The 16,468-nt window shown below is 66.2% G+C and carries 16 protein-coding genes and 1 other RNA gene; 7 read left to right on the top strand and 10 right to left on the bottom strand.

Annotated features, from left to right (window positions below):
* Window position 1 precedes the first annotated feature (1 nt).
* The gene (gene carA, locus ISP17_RS17225; RefSeq protein WP_404635342.1) at window positions 2-1,129 is read right to left on the bottom strand and encodes a glutamine-hydrolyzing carbamoyl-phosphate synthase small subunit; all 1,128 of its coding nucleotides are present in this window, start codon (window positions 1,127-1,129) and stop codon (window positions 2-4) included.
* Window positions 1,130-1,344: 215 nt separating this feature from the next.
* Between carA and ISP17_RS17220 the strand changes: the two genes are divergently transcribed.
* The gene (locus tag ISP17_RS17220) at window positions 1,345-2,040 is read left to right on the top strand and encodes a 2OG-Fe(II) oxygenase (RefSeq protein ID WP_404635340.1); all 696 of its coding nucleotides are present in this window, start codon (window positions 1,345-1,347) and stop codon (window positions 2,038-2,040) included.
* Window positions 2,041-2,046: 6 nt separating this feature from the next.
* Here the strand turns inward: ISP17_RS17220 and dapB are convergent, their stop codons facing one another.
* From dapB to hrcA, 5 genes are all read right to left on the bottom strand, one after another.
* Window positions 2,047-2,847, bottom strand: a complete 801-nt coding sequence (gene dapB / locus ISP17_RS17215; RefSeq protein WP_404635338.1) for a 4-hydroxy-tetrahydrodipicolinate reductase — start codon at window positions 2,845-2,847, stop codon at window positions 2,047-2,049.
* Window positions 2,848-2,912: 65 nt separating this feature from the next.
* On the bottom strand, window positions 2,913-4,037 hold the full coding sequence (gene dnaJ / locus ISP17_RS17210) for a molecular chaperone DnaJ (protein ID WP_404635336.1): 1,125 nt from the start codon (window positions 4,035-4,037) through the stop codon (window positions 2,913-2,915).
* Between the two features lie 134 nt (window positions 4,038-4,171).
* Complete coding sequence (dnaK, locus tag ISP17_RS17205) at window positions 4,172-6,094, bottom strand: molecular chaperone DnaK (protein WP_404635334.1); 1,923 nt, start codon at window positions 6,092-6,094, stop codon at window positions 4,172-4,174.
* 127 nt (window positions 6,095-6,221) lie between these two features.
* Window positions 6,222-6,755: a nucleotide exchange factor GrpE gene (gene grpE, locus ISP17_RS17200; RefSeq protein WP_404635332.1), complete on the bottom strand. Its 534-nt coding sequence runs from the start codon at window positions 6,753-6,755 to the stop codon at window positions 6,222-6,224.
* An 82-nt stretch (window positions 6,756-6,837) separates the two neighbouring features.
* Window positions 6,838-7,899 (bottom strand): heat-inducible transcriptional repressor HrcA, encoded by a 1,062-nt coding sequence (gene hrcA / locus ISP17_RS17195; protein WP_404635330.1) that lies wholly within the window; start codon window positions 7,897-7,899, stop codon window positions 6,838-6,840.
* Between the two features lie 152 nt (window positions 7,900-8,051).
* On the opposite strand from hrcA, the gene recN reads away from it, so the two are divergent.
* Entirely contained in the window at window positions 8,052-9,725 is a 1,674-nt protein-coding gene (recN, locus tag ISP17_RS17190) for a DNA repair protein RecN (protein WP_404635328.1), read from the top strand.
* A gap of 2 nt (window positions 9,726-9,727) precedes the next feature.
* Here recN and ISP17_RS17185 read toward each other — a convergent pair whose 3' ends face one another.
* Window positions 9,728-10,363, bottom strand: coding sequence for a response regulator transcription factor (locus tag ISP17_RS17185; protein ID WP_404635326.1), 636 nt, complete (start codon window positions 10,361-10,363; stop codon window positions 9,728-9,730).
* A 66-nt stretch (window positions 10,364-10,429) separates the two neighbouring features.
* On the opposite strand from ISP17_RS17185, the gene ISP17_RS17180 reads away from it, so the two are divergent.
* Complete coding sequence (locus ISP17_RS17180; protein ID WP_404635324.1) at window positions 10,430-12,040, top strand: MASE1 domain-containing sensor histidine kinase; 1,611 nt, start codon at window positions 10,430-10,432, stop codon at window positions 12,038-12,040.
* A gap of 313 nt (window positions 12,041-12,353) precedes the next feature.
* Here ISP17_RS17180 and fur read toward each other — a convergent pair whose 3' ends face one another.
* Window positions 12,354-12,770, bottom strand: a complete 417-nt coding sequence (fur, locus tag ISP17_RS17175) for a ferric iron uptake transcriptional regulator (RefSeq protein ID WP_404635322.1) — start codon at window positions 12,768-12,770, stop codon at window positions 12,354-12,356.
* A gap of 74 nt (window positions 12,771-12,844) precedes the next feature.
* Between fur and ISP17_RS17170 the strand changes: the two genes are divergently transcribed.
* A complete protein-coding gene (locus ISP17_RS17170; protein ID WP_404635320.1) occupies window positions 12,845-13,288 on the top strand; it encodes an outer membrane protein assembly factor BamE in 444 nt (147 codons plus the stop codon).
* Between the two features lie 31 nt (window positions 13,289-13,319).
* On the opposite strand, the gene ISP17_RS17165 is transcribed toward ISP17_RS17170, so the two are convergent.
* Window positions 13,320-13,607, bottom strand: a complete 288-nt coding sequence (locus tag ISP17_RS17165; RefSeq protein ID WP_404635318.1) for an RnfH family protein — start codon at window positions 13,605-13,607, stop codon at window positions 13,320-13,322.
* Window positions 13,600-14,031 carry a type II toxin-antitoxin system RatA family toxin gene (locus tag ISP17_RS17160; RefSeq protein ID WP_404635316.1) on the bottom strand — a complete coding sequence of 144 codons (432 nt, stop codon included), beginning with the start codon at window positions 14,029-14,031 and terminating at the stop codon, window positions 13,600-13,602. The genes ISP17_RS17165 and ISP17_RS17160 overlap by 8 nt, the downstream gene beginning before the upstream one ends.
* An 84-nt stretch (window positions 14,032-14,115) precedes the next feature.
* Between ISP17_RS17160 and smpB the strand changes: the two genes are divergently transcribed.
* From smpB to ISP17_RS17145, 3 genes are all read left to right on the top strand, one after another.
* Window positions 14,116-14,607, top strand: coding sequence for an SsrA-binding protein SmpB (gene smpB / locus ISP17_RS17155; protein WP_404635314.1), 492 nt, complete (start codon window positions 14,116-14,118; stop codon window positions 14,605-14,607).
* A gap of 110 nt (window positions 14,608-14,717) precedes the next feature.
* Window positions 14,718-15,072: a transfer-messenger RNA gene (gene ssrA / locus ISP17_RS17150) on the top strand.
* A 163-nt stretch (window positions 15,073-15,235) separates the two neighbouring features.
* Window positions 15,236-16,456: a tyrosine-type recombinase/integrase gene (locus tag ISP17_RS17145; protein WP_404635312.1), complete on the top strand. Its 1,221-nt coding sequence runs from the start codon at window positions 15,236-15,238 to the stop codon at window positions 16,454-16,456.
* The last annotated feature ends 12 nt before the right edge of the window (window positions 16,457-16,468 follow it).

Below are 16,468 nucleotides of genomic sequence, written 5' to 3'. Positions count from 1 at the left end.
CTCAGCGGGCCTCCTGCATCAGGGCGGCAAATCGATCGAACAGGTAACCGATGTCGTGCGGTCCGGGGCTCGCTTCGGGGTGACCCTGGAAGCAGAACGCGGGGCGGTCGGTCATGGCGAAACCCTGCAGCGAACCGTCGAACAGCGAGCTGTGGGTCACCCGCACGTTTGGCGGCAGAGTGGCCGGGTCCACCGCGAAGCCGTGGTTCTGGCTGGTGATCAGCACGCGGCCGTCGTCGTGGTCCTTCACCGGATGGTTGGCGCCGTGGTGGCCGAACTTCATCTTCAGGGTCTTCGCGCCGAGCGCGAGGCCCATGATCTGGTGGCCGAGGCAGATGCCGAACAGCGGCAGCTTGGCGTCGAGCAACTCGCGCGTGGCGGCGATGGCGTAATCGCAGGCCGCCGGGTCACCGGGGCCGTTGGAGAGGAATACGCCGTCGGGTTGCATGGCCAGCACCTCGGCGGCGGGCGTCTGCGCCGGCACCACGGTGATGTCGCAGCCCTGCTCGGCCAGCAGCCGCAGGATGTTCTGCTTCACGCCGAAGTCGTAGGCCACCACCTTGAAACGCTTCTCCGGATGGTTGAAGGCCGTACGGTCCAGGTCGTAGATGCCCTCGTTCCACTCGTAGTGTTTGGTGGTGCTGACGACCTTGGCCAGGTCCATGCCGTTGAGGCCCGGGAAGGCCCGGGCAGCGGCGATGGCGGCGTCCACATCGATCGATTCGCCCGCCACGATGCAGCCGCCCAGCGCCCCCTTGTCGCGCAGGATGCGCGTCAGACGACGGGTGTCGATGCCGGCGATCGCGACGATACCGTGGCGCTTGAGGTAGTCGGGCAGACTCTCGCTGCTGCGCCAGTTGCTCGCACGGCGCGGCACGTCGCGCACGATCAGGCCGGCGGCGTGCACGGAGGTGGATTCGGCGTCTTCGGCGTTGCAGCCGGTGTTGCCGATGTGCGGATAGGTCAGCGTGACCAGCTGCCGGGCATAGGACGGATCGGTCAGGATTTCCTGGTAACCGGTCATGGCGGTGTTGAACACCACCTCGCCCACCGTCTGGCCGGTGGCACCCACGGCGTGGCCGTGAAAAACGCTGCCGTCTTCGAGAGCAAGCAGAGCAGGAATAAGCATGGGGAAGGCCGCCTTTGGGTGCAGCAAAGCCCGCAAGCCGCAGTGAAGCTGGCTTGTGGACCTTAGGTCGTGGATGGGTCTGGGCGGGTCGCAATGATAGGCTCCGCGGCCTTTGCTGTCCACCGATCACTGATGAACAGGCGGTTCGCGCAGGTGTGCCGATGGCCGCAACGCGGCGCTACACTGCGCCGCTGCCTGAGGGAGATTTTCCGGCCATGAACGCTGTTGTCCTGCTCGATCCCGCCCGTCTCGACCGTCCGGACACCGAGGTTCGGCTTGAGCCGTTTCCGTTCATGATCGCTCACGGCCAGCTGCCGGACGACGCGCGCGGCGAGCTGGAGCGCGACTTTCCGCGCTACACCAGCGCCGGATTCTTTCCCTACGATCCGACCGACTGCGGGCCGTCGATCAACGCACTGGTCGAACACCTCACCGCCGCGGATTTCGCCCATGCGGTGGGCAAGCGCCTGGGGATCGACAACCTGGGCCAGTACCCGACCCTGATCACGCTGTGCCGCTCGTTGAACAAGCGCCACGGCACCATCCACACCGACAGCCGCTCGAAGGTGGCCACCGCCCTGCTCTACCTCAACGCGCAGTGGCCTGACACCAGCGACGGCTGCCTGCGCTTCCTGCACCGCATCGACAACATCGACGACGTCGTGGTGCCGGAACTCAAGCCGCTATTCGGCGAGTTCGCGGTGTTCAAGCGCTGCGACAACTCCTTCCACGGCCACCTGCCTTACGAGGGCGAACGGCGGGTGATCCAGGTGGCGTGGCTGACCAGCGAAGAGGAGAAGCTGCGCAAGACCAGGCGTGGCAAGTTCTCACGCGCCTTCAAGAAGCTGTTCGGCAAGCTCGATACCCGCCTCGGCGCCGGTCGCGCGCGCGACGCCTCGCACCGCGACTGACGCCGCTCAGCGTCCGCTGCGCTCGGCCAGCATCGCGTCAAGACCGTAAGCGCCGGCCGGCTTGCCGGCCAGCCAGTGCGCCGCCTCGATCGCGCCGCGCGCGAAGATCGATCGGTCGGTCGCCCGATGCGACAGCTCCAGCCGCTCGCCCTGCCCGATCAGCATTGCGGTGTGCTCGCCGACGATGTCGCCGCCACGCACCACTGCGAAGCCGATCGTTCCCGGCTGGCGCGGCCCGGTGCGCCCCTCACGGGCATACACCGCCTGTGCGTCGAGCGAGACACCACGCGCCGCCGCCGCCGACTCACCGAGCAGCAAGGCCGTGCCGGAGGGTGCATCCTCCTTGCGACCGTGATGGGCCTCGACGATCTCGAGATCCCAGTCGGCCAGTGCAGCCGAAGCTTCCCGCAACAGGCGCGCCAGCACGGCCACGCCGAGGCTGAAGTTGGCCGAGCGCAGCACCGCGATACGCGCCGCGGCAGCGTCGATCCGCCGAGCCAGCTCGTCACCGTATCCGGTGGTGCCGACGACCAGTGCGACGCCGTTCGCCTCGCAATGCGCCAGGGCGGAGGCAAGACCGTCCGGGCCGCTGAAATCGATCACCACGTCGAGCGGGCCGATGGCCGACCAGTCATGCGTGAAACAGAGCTGGCTGCCGTGGGCTACCGGCGCGCCCATCTCCGGCGCATCCGGCGCGGTGATGGCCGCCACCAGGGCGAAGCGCCGATCGCGGCGCAGCAGCTCAAGCAGCGCCCGTCCCATCCGGCCGGTGGCGCCGTTGACGGCAACGCGAACGATCTCACCCATCTGTCCATCCCCTTCTACGGAACGATTGCGCCGGCATCATGCCCGACGACGTTGCAGCGCGCGTGTCAGGAGGTGACGCGCGACCAGAACTGCTTGACGCCGTCGACCCAGTTCTTGGCCTGCGGCGTGTGCTTCTCCGCCCCGCTGCCGGCGAAGGTGGCTTCCAGTTGCTCGAACAGCTCGCGCTGCTCGCGCGTCAGGCGCACCGGTGTCTCCACCACCACGCGGCAGATCAGGTCGCCATGGCGGCCGCTGCGCACCGACTTCACGCCGCGCCCGCGCAGGCGAAGCTGATGGCCGGTCTGCGTCTCCGGCGGGATGGTGATCTCCACCTCGCCCTCCAGCGTGGGCACCGGCAGCTGCGCGCCGAGCGCGGCCTGCGAGAAGCGGATCGGCACTTCGCAATACAGGTCGTTGCCGTCGCGCTGGAAGATGGCGTGCTCGCGCACCCGCACCTCCACGTACAAGTCGCCGGACTCGGCGCCGGCCGGACCGGCCTCGCCCTGCCCGGCCAGGCGAATGCGGTCGCCGTTGTCGACGCCTGCGGGAATGCGCACCGCCAGCTTGCGAGTCTCTTCCAGGCGGCCCTCGCCGTGGCAGTGCTTGCAGGGCTTCTCGATGGTCTGGCCGCTGCCGCCGCAGTGCGGGCAAGCCTGCTGGATCGAGAAGATGCCGTTCTGCATGCGCACTCGGCCATGGCCGTGGCAGGTACGGCATTGCACGGTCTTGCCGTCGGCCGAACCGGAGCCGTTGCAGTGGTGGCAGTTCACCTGGGTCGGGATCTCGATGGTGCGCTCGATGCCGAACACCGCCTCTTCCAGATCCAGCTCCATGATGTAGCGCAGGTCGGCGCCGCGGCGGGGGCGCCCGCGTCCGCCGCCACCGCCGAAGATATCGCCGAAGATGTCGCCGAAGATGTCCCCCATGTCGCCGAAGCCGGCGCCGCCGCGACCGCCCATGCCGGCCTCGAAAGCGGCGTGGCCGTGCTGGTCGTACATGGCGCGCTTCTGTGCGTCGGAGAGCACCTCGTAGGCCTCCTTGGCCTCTTTGAATTTCTCCTGGGCCGCGGGATCGTCCGGGCAGCGGTCGGGGTGGTACTTCATCGCCAGGCGGCGGAAGGACTTCTTCAACTCCACCTCGGTGACGCTGCGCTCCACGCCCAGCACTTCGTAGTAGTCACGCTTGCTCATTCAGATACCCACAACCTCGATCACGCCCCTGCATCAGGCCCACGGACCTGCCTGCCCCACTCAAGCAAACAGCCCGCGCCGGCTTGCGGCTCCGGCGCGGGCTGTCGCGTATCGGCTGCACCGATCGCCGATGCTTACTTCTTGTCGCCGTCCTTGACCTCGGTGAACTCGGCGTCCACCACGTCATCGGGCTGGGCCGAACCACCACCCGGTGCCGACTGCGCACCGGCATCGCCGCCAGCGGACTGCGCCGCCGCGTAAAGCGCCTGCGCAGCCTGCTCCAGCTTCTCGACCTTGGCCTCGATGGCGGCCTTGTCGTCGCCGTCCTTGACCTTTTCCAGATCCGACAGCGCGCCTTCGATGGTGGACATCTGCTCGGCCGGGATCTTGCCGCCGTGCTCCTTCAGCGCGGTGCGAGTGGCATGCACCAGCTGGTCGGCCTTGTTGCGGGTGGCGACGAGCTCGTGGAACTTCTTGTCCTCTTCCTTGTTCGCCTCGGCGTCGGCCACCATCCGCTGGATCTCCTCCTCGGACAGGCCCGAGCCGGCCTTGATCTCGATCTTCTGTTCCTTGCCGGTTTTCTTGTCCTTGGCCGACACGTGCAGGATGCCGTTGGCGTCGATGTCGAAGGTGACCTCGATCTGCGGCATGCCGCGCGGCGCCGGCTCGATGCCCTGCAGATCGAACTTGCCCAGCGATTTGTTCGCGCTGGCACGCTCGCGCTCACCCTGCAGCACGTGCACGGTCACCGCGGTCTGGTTGTCGTCGGCGGTGGAGAAGGTCTGCGACGCCTTGGTCGGCACCGTGGTGTTCTTCTCGATCAGCTTGGTCATCACGCCGCCCATCGTCTCGATACCGAGCGACAGCGGGGTGACGTCGAGCAGCAGCACGTCCTTGACCGAACCACCCAGCACGCCACCCTGGATTGCCGCACCGACCGCGACGGCCTCGTCCGGGTTGACGTCCTTGCGCGGCTCCTTGCCGAAGAAGTCCTTCACCGACTCCTGCACCTTGGGCATGCGGGTCTGGCCACCGACGAGGATCACCTCGTTGATGTCGGACACGCGCAGGCCGGCGTCGTTCAGCGCGGTGCGGCACGGCTCGATGGTGCGCTTGACCAAGTCGTCCACCAGCGACTCGAGCTTGGCACGGGTCAGCTTGATGTTGAGGTGCTTCGGACCGGACGCGTCGGCCGTCACGTACGGCAGGTTGACGTCGGTCTGGTGGCTGGAGGACAGCTCGATCTTCGCCCGCTCGGCCGCGTCCTTCAGACGCTGCAGCGCCAGGGCGTCCTTGCGCAGGTCGATGCCCTGCTCCTTCTGGAATTCCTCGACCAGGTAGTCGATGACGCGCATGTCGAAGTCTTCGCCGCCGAGGAAGGTGTCGCCGTTGGTGGCCAGCACCTCGAACTGCTTCTCGCCGTCGACTTCGGCGATCTCGATGATCGACACGTCGAACGTACCGCCGCCCAGGTCGTACACTGCGATCTTGCGGTCGCCCCCCTTCTTGTCGAGCCCATAAGCCAATGCGGCCGCGGTCGGCTCGTTGATGATGCGCTTGACGTCGAGACCGGCGATCTTGCCGGCGTCCTTGGTCGCCTGGCGCTGGCTGTCGTTGAAGTAGGCCGGCACCGTGATTACCGCCTCGGTGATCGTCTCGCCGAGATAATCCTCGGCGGTCTTCTTCATCTTCATCAGCACCTTCGCGGCGATCTCCTGCGGCGCCATCTTCTTGCCGTCGGAGGTCTGCACCCAGGCGTCGCCGTTGTCGTGCGCCACGATGCCGTAGGGCACGATGTGGAGATCTTTCTGCACCTCGGCATCGGTGAACTTGCGGCCGATCAGGCGCTTCACCGCGTAGAAGGTGTTCTTCGGGTTGGTCACGCTCTGGCGCTTGGCCGAGGCGCCGACCAGCACTTCGCCGTCCTTGTTGAAGGCGACGATGGACGGCGTGGTGCGATCGCCCTCCGAATTCTCGATGACCTTGACCGAGGTGCCGTCCATCACGGCGACGCAGGAGTTGGTCGTACCCAGGTCGATGCCGATGATCTTGCCCATGTCTATGCTCCGAATCTTTTGAGCGGCCCCCGCGGCCGCGAACTGGTTTTCAGAATGGGGCCCGGCCTGGGCGATTCAATGCCGGCGGACCCGCAGCTTTGGTATGTGTTGCCGTCTATCGCGTGGGTCAGTCCTGCGCCACGGCGACCAGCGCCGGCCGCAGCAGGCGGTCATTGAGCACGTAGCCCTTCTGCAGCACGCTGACCACGGTACCCGGCGCCTGGCCCGGCGCCGCGACCATGCTCACCGCGTGGTGGCGCTCCGGATCGAGCGGCTGGCCGAGCGGATCGACCTGCACCATGCCGTTGCTCTCTGCCACCTTGAGCAGGGACTTCAGCGTCAGGCTGATGCCCTCGCGGATGGCCGCGATGTCGCCACCTTCAACGGCCAGGCCGCGCTCGAGGCTGTCGTACACCGGAAGCAGGTCATTGAGCAGTTTCTCGTTGGCGAAGCGGCGCGCCTGGTCCAGATCGCGCTGCAGGCGCCGGCGCTGGTTTTCCAGATCGGCCCGCTCGCGCAGCACCGTCTCGCGCAACTCGGCGTTGCTGGCCTCCAGCTCGGCGATGCGCGCCTGCAGGCTGGCAACGTCACCGGACGCGGCTTCCCGCGACTGAGCGTGTTCCTGGCCCGGCTCCGGCGCCTGCGGATCGTTGTTCTGCATATATCCACTCCAACAGAAAACCTTGGCCGGCAAGATCTGCCGACCGTCGATATGCGCGGGGAATCCCGCCTCCCGGGGGCGGTTATAGGGTCGTCGCGGCCCGATTCAAGGCGTCGCTGAGCAATCCGGCAGTGGCCTGCACCACGGGGATCACCCGCTCATAGGCCATGCGGGTCGGACCGATCACCCCGATCGCCCCAAGCACCCTGCCCTGGGCGCCGTAGCTGGCGGTGACCACACTGCAGCCATCCAGCGCGGTAAAGCCCGACTCCTCACCGATGAACAGCCGCACGCCCGGCGCGCGGGCACACACTTCCATCAGCTGGAGCAGCTCGCTCTTCTTCTGGAAGGCCTCGAACAGCTCGCGCAGGCGGTCCAGATCGGCCAGCTCCGAGTACGCCATGAGGTTTGTCTGGCCGCTGACCAGTACGTCCTCGCCTTCGGCATGGGGCACGAACGAGGCCGCGGCCAGCTCGACCGAGCTGGCCAGCAGCCGGTTGAGCTCGCTGCCCGCCTCGCGGATCTCGCGCAGGAGGTGGGCGCGGATATCGTCCAGCCGCAGGCCGGCGAAGTGGGCGTTGAGGTAGTTGGCCGCCTGCTCCAGCTCGCGCGTGTCCAGCGGCTTGGCCAGGCGGACGATGCGGTTCTGCACCTGGTTGTCGGAAAACACCAGCACCACCAGCACCTGGGCATCCGGCAACGCGACGAAATCGATGTGGCGCAACGGGAAATCGCCTTGCCGCGGCACGCTGACGACGCCGGCGAAATGGGTCATCGCCGACAGCAGCGAGGACACGTTGCCGAGCAGATCGCGCGTGGTCGACGGCTGCGGCGGCAGCTCGCGCTTGAGGCGCGCCATGTCGTCGCGGGCCAGCGGCTGCAGCTCGATCAGGCTGTCGACGAACAGGCGCAGACCGCGCGGCGTGGGGATGCGCCCGGCCGAGGTATGCGGCGACACCACCAGCCCCGCTTCCTCGAGATCGGCCATGATGTTGCGGATGGTGGCGGGGCTTACATCCAGGCCCGACGAGCGCGACAACGTGCGCGAGCCCACCGGCTCGCCATCCACCAGGTACTGCGCAATGAGCGTGCGCAGCAGCCGACGGGCGCGTGCATCGAGTTCGTGACCATGGAGAAGAGGCATGCGCTGTGGCAATCCGTGAGACAGGCAAGAAATAAGGTTTAGCGCCCCGCTTTGCAAGCCGACCACGCCGGGCGGCCCGGTCGCACGGCGGGACCTCGCCGGCACCGGCCATGCTCCCTACAATCCATATATTCGCCAGACACCCGGTCACCATGCTCACTTCGCTTTACGTCCGACATTTCGCCGTCGTTGAAGAAGCCGAGATCACCTTCGGCCCCGGATTGACCGTGGTCAGCGGAGAAACCGGGGCCGGCAAGTCGCTGCTGGTCGACGCGCTCATGCTGCTGGCCGGGTCACGCGCCGACAGCGGCATGGTGCGTGCCGGCAGTGACCGCGCCGAGCTGGCCGCGGAATTCGAGCTGGGCGACCTGCCCGAGGCGCATGCCTGGCTGCAGCGCGAGGAACTGGACGACGGCGGCGCCTGCCAGCTGCGCCGCGTGATCCGCGCCGAAGGCAGCTCGCGCGCATGGATCAACGGGCGCCCGGCCAACGCCAGCCAGCTCGGTGAGTTGGCCACCCTGCTGGTGGAAATCCACGGCCAGCACGAGCATCAGGCGTTGCTGTCGCGTGCGCACCAGATGACCCTGCTGGACGCCTATGCCGGCAATGAGGAGACGCTGGGCCAGGTCCGCGAGCTGGCGGTGCAGTGGCGCGAGCTCGGTGCGCGCATCCGCAAGCTCAGCGGCGGCGACGATCGCGACAAGCGCCTGGAACTGCTGCGCCACGAGGTCGGCGAACTGGAAAAGTGGGCGCTTCCGCCGGCCGAGCTGGTCGAGCTGGAAGCCTCGCACAAGCGCCTGGCGAACGCCGGGCGGTTGGCCGAAGGCGCTTCCGGCGTGGTCGAACTGATCGATGGAGACAGCGAGTTTGCCCTGCGCCGTGCCCTGGGCCGGGCGCATGCGGAGCTGACCCGGCTGGCCGCGCTGGATGAGCGGCTCAACCCGCTGCTGGAGCTGGTCGACAACGCCGGCATCCAGCTCGGCGAAGCTTCCGATGACCTGGCGCGCTACGCGCAGGATGTGGATCTCGACCCGGATCGCTTCGCCCAGGTGGACGCCCACCTCACCCGCCTGCACGAACTCGGTCGCCGCCATCGCCTGCCACCGGCCGAACTTCACGACAAGCTGCAGTCCATGCGCGAGGAGCTGACCGAGCTCGAAGGTGCGGGCGAAGCGCTGGAAGCATTGGCGGCGCGACAGACGCGGCTGCAAAGCGAATATGCGACGGCCGCGGAGCGCTTGAGCCGGCAACGCCTAGCCGCCGCCGAACGCCTCGGCAGCGAGGTCAGCACCCTGATGGGCGAGCTCGGCATGGCCGGCGGCGTGCTCCGGATCGAACTGGAGCCCGGGGGCGACAATGAGCCGGACCCGCAAGGGCACGAGCGCTGCGAGCTGCTGGTCAGCGCCAATCCCGGCCAGCCGCCGCGTCCACTGCGCAAGGTGGCCTCCGGCGGCGAACTGGCCCGCATCAGCCTCGCCATCGAGGTGGCTACATTGGGCAAGGACAGTGTGGGCACCATGGTCTTCGACGAGGTCGACACTGGCATCGGCGGCGCCGTGGCCGAAGTGGTCGGGCAGAAGCTGCGTTCACTGGGCGCGATGCGACAGGTGCTGTGCGTGACCCATCTGCCGCAGGTGGCAGCACAGGGACATGCCCACCTGCTGGTCAGCAAGCACAGCGACGAGGCTTCCACCCACACGCGCATCGAAGCGCTCGACGCGGCCGGCCGCCGGGCCGAGCTGGCCCGCATGCTCGGCGGCGTGGAGATCACCCAGGCGACCCGCGCCCACGCCAAGCAGATGCTCGAGCGCGCGCAGGCGGGCTGAGCTCAGCCGGGGCCTTCCAGCAAACCGCGCTCGGCGGCCATGCGGTAAAGATCGAGCTCCGAACCGGCGCCCAGCTTGCCCATCAGGCTGGCGCGGTGGATGTAGACGGTCTTCTGGCCAATACCCAGTTCGGCGGCCACCTGCTTGGGGGCCCGCCCGGCTGCCAGCAGCAGGAAGACTTCGCGCTCGCGGGCGGTCAGGCGCTGGATCGGATCGAGCGCTTCGGCTGGCCGCTCGGCGCGGCGCCGGCGCAGATCGGAGCTGAGATAGCACTCCCCGTTCATCACGGCGCGAAGCCCGGCCACCAGTTCCTCCGGCGCCACGCCCTTGGTCACGTAGCCGCTCGCTCCACGACGCAGCGCCTCGGACACGTAAGGCTCGCCGTCGTGCATGCTCAGCACCACGATGCGGCTGGAAGGAGAGACGCTCAGCAGGTGTTCGATCAACGGCAGGCCGCTGCCGTCGGGCAGAGACAGGTCCAGCGCCACCAGGTCCGGCGAACGCCGGTTGATCGCGTCGACCGCATCGTCCGCGCAGCGGCATTCCGCGACCACTTCCAGATCCGGCTCCATCTCGATCAGGCGCTTGAATCCCTCGCGCACGATGGCGTGGTCATCGACCAGAACGATGCTGTACATGCCTCTCCCTCGACCGCGGTGCGGCCTCCTCATCCTGCCGAAGCATCGCACATGTAACATGCCCCGATGCGGATCCAGACCACCCGTCTCCTCACTTCCGGCCCGTTTCTGGGCGCGTGCTACCTGCTCGCCTGGCTGGCGCTGTGGCCCACCGAGCAACCCTACTGGATGCTTCCCTTCGGGCTGCGCTTCGGCGCCCTGCTGCTCACCCCCACACGCCAGTGGCCATGGCTGCTGGGCCTGGAGCTGGGTGCCAGCGCGGCGCTGGAAATCCACCGCGACGCCGCGATGGGCTGGCTCGGCTTTCTTTTGGGAGACCTGCCTGATCCGCTGATCGTGGCCACCGGACTGTGGCTGTTGCGCAAGGCCAACCTGCACCCAAGCCTGCGCGTTCCGGAGGACGTGACGCGCCTGCTCCTGTCGGCCGTGCTGATCGTGACGGCCACTACCGCCATCGATGCGGCGCTGCTGGCACTGATGCACCAGACCACCCCCTCCAGCCCGATGGTGGAAGCGCTCGGACTGGACCTGCTGAGCAACTATCTGGGCGTGCTGCTGATCGTCCCGGTGATGATCATGCTGGCACGAGCCCGCCCAAGTCGCCGGATGCTGGCCCATCTGATCATGGATGGCCTGCTGGTCATGCTGCCGTCGATGGCGATCCTGCTGATGCTTTCCGAGCACGCCGCGCCACAACCCCAGTTTGCGCGCGTGCTTTCACTCGCCCCGGTGATGTTCTTCGCCTTCCGCCATGGCTGGCGCGGCGCCAGCCTCGCCATGGTCACCACCAGCATGGGCATGAGCCTGGTGGACTACGTGGTCGGCCAATCGATGCCCAGCGCCTCCGGCTACCTGTTCCTTGCGGTAGCAGGCACAGGCGCGCTGATGCTCGGCTCGGCGACCGACGCCTTGCGCCGCAGCAGCGAACGGGTCGCCGAGCAGAACGTCTACCTGGCCGCGGTGAACCGACGACTCGACCAGCTTGCCCGCCAGCTGCGCGATGCCGCGCGTGGCAACCTGCAGGCCGAGGAAAGCCAGCGACGCTACATGGCCGCCGAACTCCACGACGAGCTGGGGCAGAACATCACCGCCATCCAGACCCACATCAAGCTCGCGCAGGGGCGCCTGAAGGCGGTCGGCATGGAAGATGTGGGCCATTCGGTCAACACCATCCTCGGCCACATGCGACGCGCCTTGCACCGGTTGCTGGATGACCTTCGCCCGGCCGTGCTGGATGAATTCGGCCTGTTGCGGGCGCTTGAGGAAGGACCGATCCGCGACCTGCTGGACACAGCGGGCATCGCCTACATGACGGACATGTATGGCGATCCCCGGCTGCTTGATGACGACACGCGCACGGCGATCTACCGTCTTGTGCAGGAAAGCGCTACGAATACCGTCAAACATGCACAGGCAAGCCATTTCCGGCTCCGGCTGCGCATCGGGGAACGCCACGGCACCCCGCTGGCTTTGCTGGACATACGTGACGACGGCATTGGCCTGCCCGGCACGGTGCCCCGCGGCGGGCGGGGCCTGCAAGGCATGCGTGATCGGGTGACGTCGCTGGGTGGACTGTTCCGCCTGCGGCAGTCCCCTTCGGGGGTTCACCTGCGCATTTTGCTGCGCGGCAACAACGCCCCGCCTCCGAAATCCACCCTCAGCGCGCGCACGGCCTAGGAATTTTTCCGATACACGGTTCGTGAAGGGTTCGTTAGGATCGAATCCATCGATGTGGGGGAGCCGCCATTGCAAGATGGCGTGCCGAAGTCACCGTGGGGACGGTGGCTTCGAAGGGTGGCAAGGACTGCTGCTCGGCCGGTACCAACGGCGTTTCGGATCAGCGCGAGCAATTCGCCTACGATCCGGACGCCACCAGGTAACGGATAAGCCGTGGGTGGACAGGAGTCCTCCTGCGGCTTTTTTTCGTCTGTACTTCAGTGGCAGGTTGGAGGCGACCCGTCGTCGGCCCGCCGTGAACCGGCGGAGCGGGTTATTTCCGGCTGCCCTTGGGACGCACGTAAAGCACGAGGCTGTGGTCTTCCAGCTCGTAACCATGCCGGGCGGCAATCTCCTTCTGCAGACGCTCGATCTCCTCGCTGACGAACTCGATCACCTTTCCGCTGTCCACATCGATCATGTGATCGTGGTGCTTGCCGCGATCAAGTTCATAGACCGCCTGACCACCTTCGAAATTGTGCTTCATCAGAATGCCGGCGGCCTCGAACTGGGTCAGCACTCGGTAGACGGTGGCGAGCCCGATGTCTTCCTGGGAGGCGAGCAGTTTCCGATAGATGTCCTCGGCGGAGAGGTGCTGGACTCCCTCTTCCTCGAAGATCTGCAGGATGCGCATGCGCGGGTGCGTGACCTTGAGTCCTGCCTTGCGCAGCTCCCGGGTTTCCTGATCCATTGCAAGCTCCACGCGCGGTACCGCAAGACCGTTAGTGTATCATCCACCACCTTTACGTTCGGGACGCAACACGCATGCAAAAGCTGATTCGCACGCTGGGTTTCGCCACGCTGGCGCTGTCCCTGGCCAGTTGCCGCCTTGTGTATACCCCCGACGTGCAGCAGGGCAACATCCTGACCAAGGAAGCGGTTGCGCAACTCAAGCCAGGCATGACGAAGCGCCAGGTCCTCGTGCTCATGGGCTCGCCCTCGGTGGCCAGCCCGTTCGAGCAGGATCGCTGGGACTACGTCTCCACCCAGCAGCATCGCGGCGGCGAGATCAAGGTTCGCACCTTCACCCTCACCTTCAACAACGACACGCTGGTGCGCACCGAAGGCGACTTCTTTGCCCAAGACGCCCAGCAGCTGTTGAACGACACGAAGAAATACAAGGTGAACTACCCCGTCGACGAAACCCGCGGAGACAAGAGCGAGTCGCCGTCGGACGCTGGCGCCGGGGACAAGCCCTCGGACAAATGATCGCTACCTGCGTGCCGGGCGCTCGCGCTGCTCAGCGCGAGCGCGACGCCCGTCGGCGGCGGGCGTCTTTCGGATCGACCTGCAGCGATCGGTAGATTTCCAGCCGGTCGCCGCCTTGCAGGACATAGGCCGGCTCGATTCGACGGGAAAACACGCCCAGCGGCGATCCCTCGAACGGGTCCTGCGACCAACCCTCGGCCAGCACCACCGTGGCCAATGCATCGGCTGCCGTCGAACCGGCCGGCAGCCGCAGTCGCCAGGAACGAGGCCCTTCCGGTCGGGGCCACACGATCTCGATCTCGACCTGCGGCTCAGCCATAGGCCCGCTTCGCCTCGCGGCTGAAGTCCTCGACCATGCGGCTGGCGAGCCCCTGGAACCCGAGCTTCACCGCGCCGGCGCCGAGCCATCCGGCGTAGTCGATGTCCAGCGCGAATTCGATCTTGCATCCGCTGTCGCCGAGCGCGGTAAACGACCACAAGCCTTCCAGGCTGCGGAACGGGCCATCGACCAGGCTCATCTGCAGGCGATGCGGGCGATCGAGCGTGTTGCGGGTGGTGAAGCTCTGGTTGAAGCCCACCATCTTGAGATCGAGCCGCGCCACCAGCATGTTCTCGCCGCGCTCGAAAACCTGCGAACCGGAACACCAGGCAAAGCGCTTTGGGTATGCTTCGACATCGTTGACCAGATCGAACATCTGCGCGGGCGTATACGGCACCAGCGCGCTGCGGCGAATCTCGATCACGGTAGCCTCTTCAAAAAAACATCCAGGTACGGCCCGATATGCGGCCAAGCCGGCACAGGGCAACAGCCCGGAAGTCTAGCGGACATGGCCAAAAGCAAGGACAAGGACACCAAGGGCGGCGGCACCATCGCGCTCAACAAGCGCGCACGCTTCGAGTACCACATCGACCAACGCTACGAGGCGGGCATCGCCCTGCAGGGGTGGGAGCTGAAGGCGCTGCGCGCAGGGCGCATCAATTTCGGCGAGAGCTTCGCCATGATCCGTGACGGCGAGATCTTCCTGCATGGCGCGTCCATTCCGCCACTGATCAGCGCCTCCACCCACGTCATTGCCGAGGACCGTCGCACCCGCAAGCTGTTGCTGCACAAACATGAGATCGACCAGCTGATCGGCGCGGTCGAGCGCAAGGGCTACACCATCGTGCCCACCGCGATGTACTGGAAGGGCAACAAGGTGAAGGTCGAGGTCGGCGTGGCGCGCGGCAAGCAGGAGCACGACAAGCGCGACACCGAGAAAGAGCGCGACTGGCAACGCGAAAAGCAGCGCACGATGAACGCACACAATCGCCAAGGTTGATGGGCGCGTCGGCTGAACCGCAGGTGCGTTCTTGCACCGCTGGCGCGAAGCCTTCATTGATGTGCGCAAAGCCGACACCATATACTTCATTGGCTGTCACAAGTTTCCCCGGGGGTGTCCTGGCTTCGACGGGGGTAGTGAGATGGCTTGATGCATGCCGAGGGGGCAGCTTTCCTCGTTAATCCAGCAGCAAACTTATAGTTGCCAACGACGACAACTACGCTCTCGCCGCTTAAGGCGTAAGCCCCGAACCCACTTGTGCTCGTGCTCGTCGGTGTAGGGTCATTATCACGGGATCGCCAAAGACTGCCGCCTGTCGGTCCTAGGTCAAATCAAGCAGGCTGGTTTCGCGGTGCGCTTTGCTCATCGTGCTTGTCGCGGAACGAGATCGAACGTTGAGCTACGCATGTAGATTCAGGCGTTGAACACCTTCGGACGCGGGTTCGACTCCCGCCACCTCCACCATTTCAAGCTCCAAAGAAGTCCAACGAAGGCCGGTAAACCTAGCAAAAGCAAAGGTTCCGGCCTTTTTTGTGCCCAAAGACGTCCAACCTAGTCCGTTGCAATCCGACGGTAACTGACGGTAGCTTTGGCGGTAGATGGCCCTTCTGGCCTGGGTGTTACCGTCATGCCGCTCGCCGATACCGCCATACGCTCCGCCAAGCCCGGTGCCAAGCCGATCAAGATGGCCGACGGCGGCGGGCTGTATCTGCTGCTGAACCCCAACGGCTCGCGCTGGTGGCGCTTTGACTACCGCTTTGACGGTAAGCGCAAGACCCTGAGCATGGGCACCTACCCCGATACCGGCCTGAAGGACGCCCGCGAGAAGCGCGACACAGCGCGCAAGTTGTTGGCCGCAGGCGTCGACCCCGGGCAGCAGCGGAAGGCCGCAAAGAGCGCCGGCGAGGAACGGGCGGCGAACAGCTTTGAAGTGATCGCGCGCGAGTGGCATGCCAAGCAATCCGCCACCTGGGTGGAGCTGCACGCCAGCCGGATCATGCTGCGGATGGAAAACGACATTTTCCCATGGCTGGGCAGTCGGCCGATTGCCGACATAGCGGCCAAGGAGTTTTTGGCCACGGTGAACCGCATCGTGGATCGCGGCGCGGTCGAGTCGGCGCATCGCGTGCTGCAGAACTGTGGGCAGGTAATGCGCTATGCCATCGCCACCGGCCGCGCGGAGCGCAACCCCGTTGCCGACCTGAAGGGCGCCCTGCCCCCGGTCAAGCAGACCCATCTGGCCGCCATCACCGACCCGCACGCCATCGGCGGCCTGCTGCGCGCCATGGACGCTTACCAAGGCTCACTGGTGACCAAGTGCGCGCTGAAGCTTGCGCCGCTGCTGTTCGTGCGCCCCGGCGAGCTGCGGCAAGCAGAGTGGGCCGAGTTCGACCTGGACACGGCGCAATGGAACATCCCAGCCGAGAAAATGAAGATGCGCGAGCCGCACCTTGTGCCACTAGCTCCGCAGGCCGTCGAAATCCTGCGCGAGCTGCAGGCCCTCACTGGCCGGGGGCGCTATGTGTTCCCAAGCGCGCGCAGTCCGCAGCGCCCCATGAGCAACAACGCGGTGCTGTCGGCGCTCCGCCGAATGGGCTACGGCACCGGCGAAATGAGCGGCCACGGCTTTCGAGCAATGGCGCGCACGGTTCTAGACGAAGTGCTGCACTTCCGCCCGGACTACATCGAGCACCAGTTAGCCCACGCCGTCAAAGACCCAAACGGTCGCGCTTACAACCGCACCGCGCACCTTGCCGAACGCCGCAACATGATGGCGGCATGGGCGGACTACTTGGACACATTGAAGGTTGGGGGCAACGTCCTACCGATGACGCGCAAGGCAAGCTGACCGAAAACCGTT

Origin of the sequence: Dyella ginsengisoli, assembly GCF_044904665.1 — a bacterium.
GTDB classification, from domain to species: domain Bacteria; phylum Pseudomonadota; class Gammaproteobacteria; order Xanthomonadales; family Rhodanobacteraceae; genus Dyella_A; species Dyella_A ginsengisoli.
Note: the sequence above shows the minus strand (reverse complement) of the source record. Positions and strands in the feature narration are given on the sequence as shown.

Coding starts and splice junctions, on each gene's coding strand:
- carA (WP_404635342.1), bottom strand. CDS start 1,129: ATGCTTATTCCTGCTCTGCTTGCTCTCGAAGACGGCAGCGTTTTTCAC.
- ISP17_RS17220 (WP_404635340.1), top strand. CDS start 1,345: ATGAACGCTGTTGTCCTGCTCGATCCCGCCCGTCTCGACCGTCCGGAC.
- dapB (WP_404635338.1), bottom strand. CDS start 2,847: ATGGGTGAGATCGTTCGCGTTGCCGTCAACGGCGCCACCGGCCGGATG.
- dnaJ (WP_404635336.1), bottom strand. CDS start 4,037: ATGAGCAAGCGTGACTACTACGAAGTGCTGGGCGTGGAGCGCAGCGTC.
- dnaK (WP_404635334.1), bottom strand. CDS start 6,094: ATGGGCAAGATCATCGGCATCGACCTGGGTACGACCAACTCCTGCGTC.
- grpE (WP_404635332.1), bottom strand. CDS start 6,755: ATGCAGAACAACGATCCGCAGGCGCCGGAGCCGGGCCAGGAACACGCT.
- hrcA (WP_404635330.1), bottom strand. CDS start 7,899: ATGCCTCTTCTCCATGGTCACGAACTCGATGCACGCGCCCGTCGGCTG.
- recN (WP_404635328.1), top strand. CDS start 8,052: ATGCTCACTTCGCTTTACGTCCGACATTTCGCCGTCGTTGAAGAAGCC.
- ISP17_RS17185 (WP_404635326.1), bottom strand. CDS start 10,363: ATGTACAGCATCGTTCTGGTCGATGACCACGCCATCGTGCGCGAGGGA.
- ISP17_RS17180 (WP_404635324.1), top strand. CDS start 10,430: ATGCGGATCCAGACCACCCGTCTCCTCACTTCCGGCCCGTTTCTGGGC.
- fur (WP_404635322.1), bottom strand. CDS start 12,770: ATGGATCAGGAAACCCGGGAGCTGCGCAAGGCAGGACTCAAGGTCACG.
- ISP17_RS17170 (WP_404635320.1), top strand. CDS start 12,845: ATGCAAAAGCTGATTCGCACGCTGGGTTTCGCCACGCTGGCGCTGTCC.
- ISP17_RS17165 (WP_404635318.1), bottom strand. CDS start 13,607: ATGGCTGAGCCGCAGGTCGAGATCGAGATCGTGTGGCCCCGACCGGAA.
- smpB (WP_404635314.1), top strand. CDS start 14,116: ATGGCCAAAAGCAAGGACAAGGACACCAAGGGCGGCGGCACCATCGCG.
- ISP17_RS17145 (WP_404635312.1), top strand. CDS start 15,236: ATGCCGCTCGCCGATACCGCCATACGCTCCGCCAAGCCCGGTGCCAAG.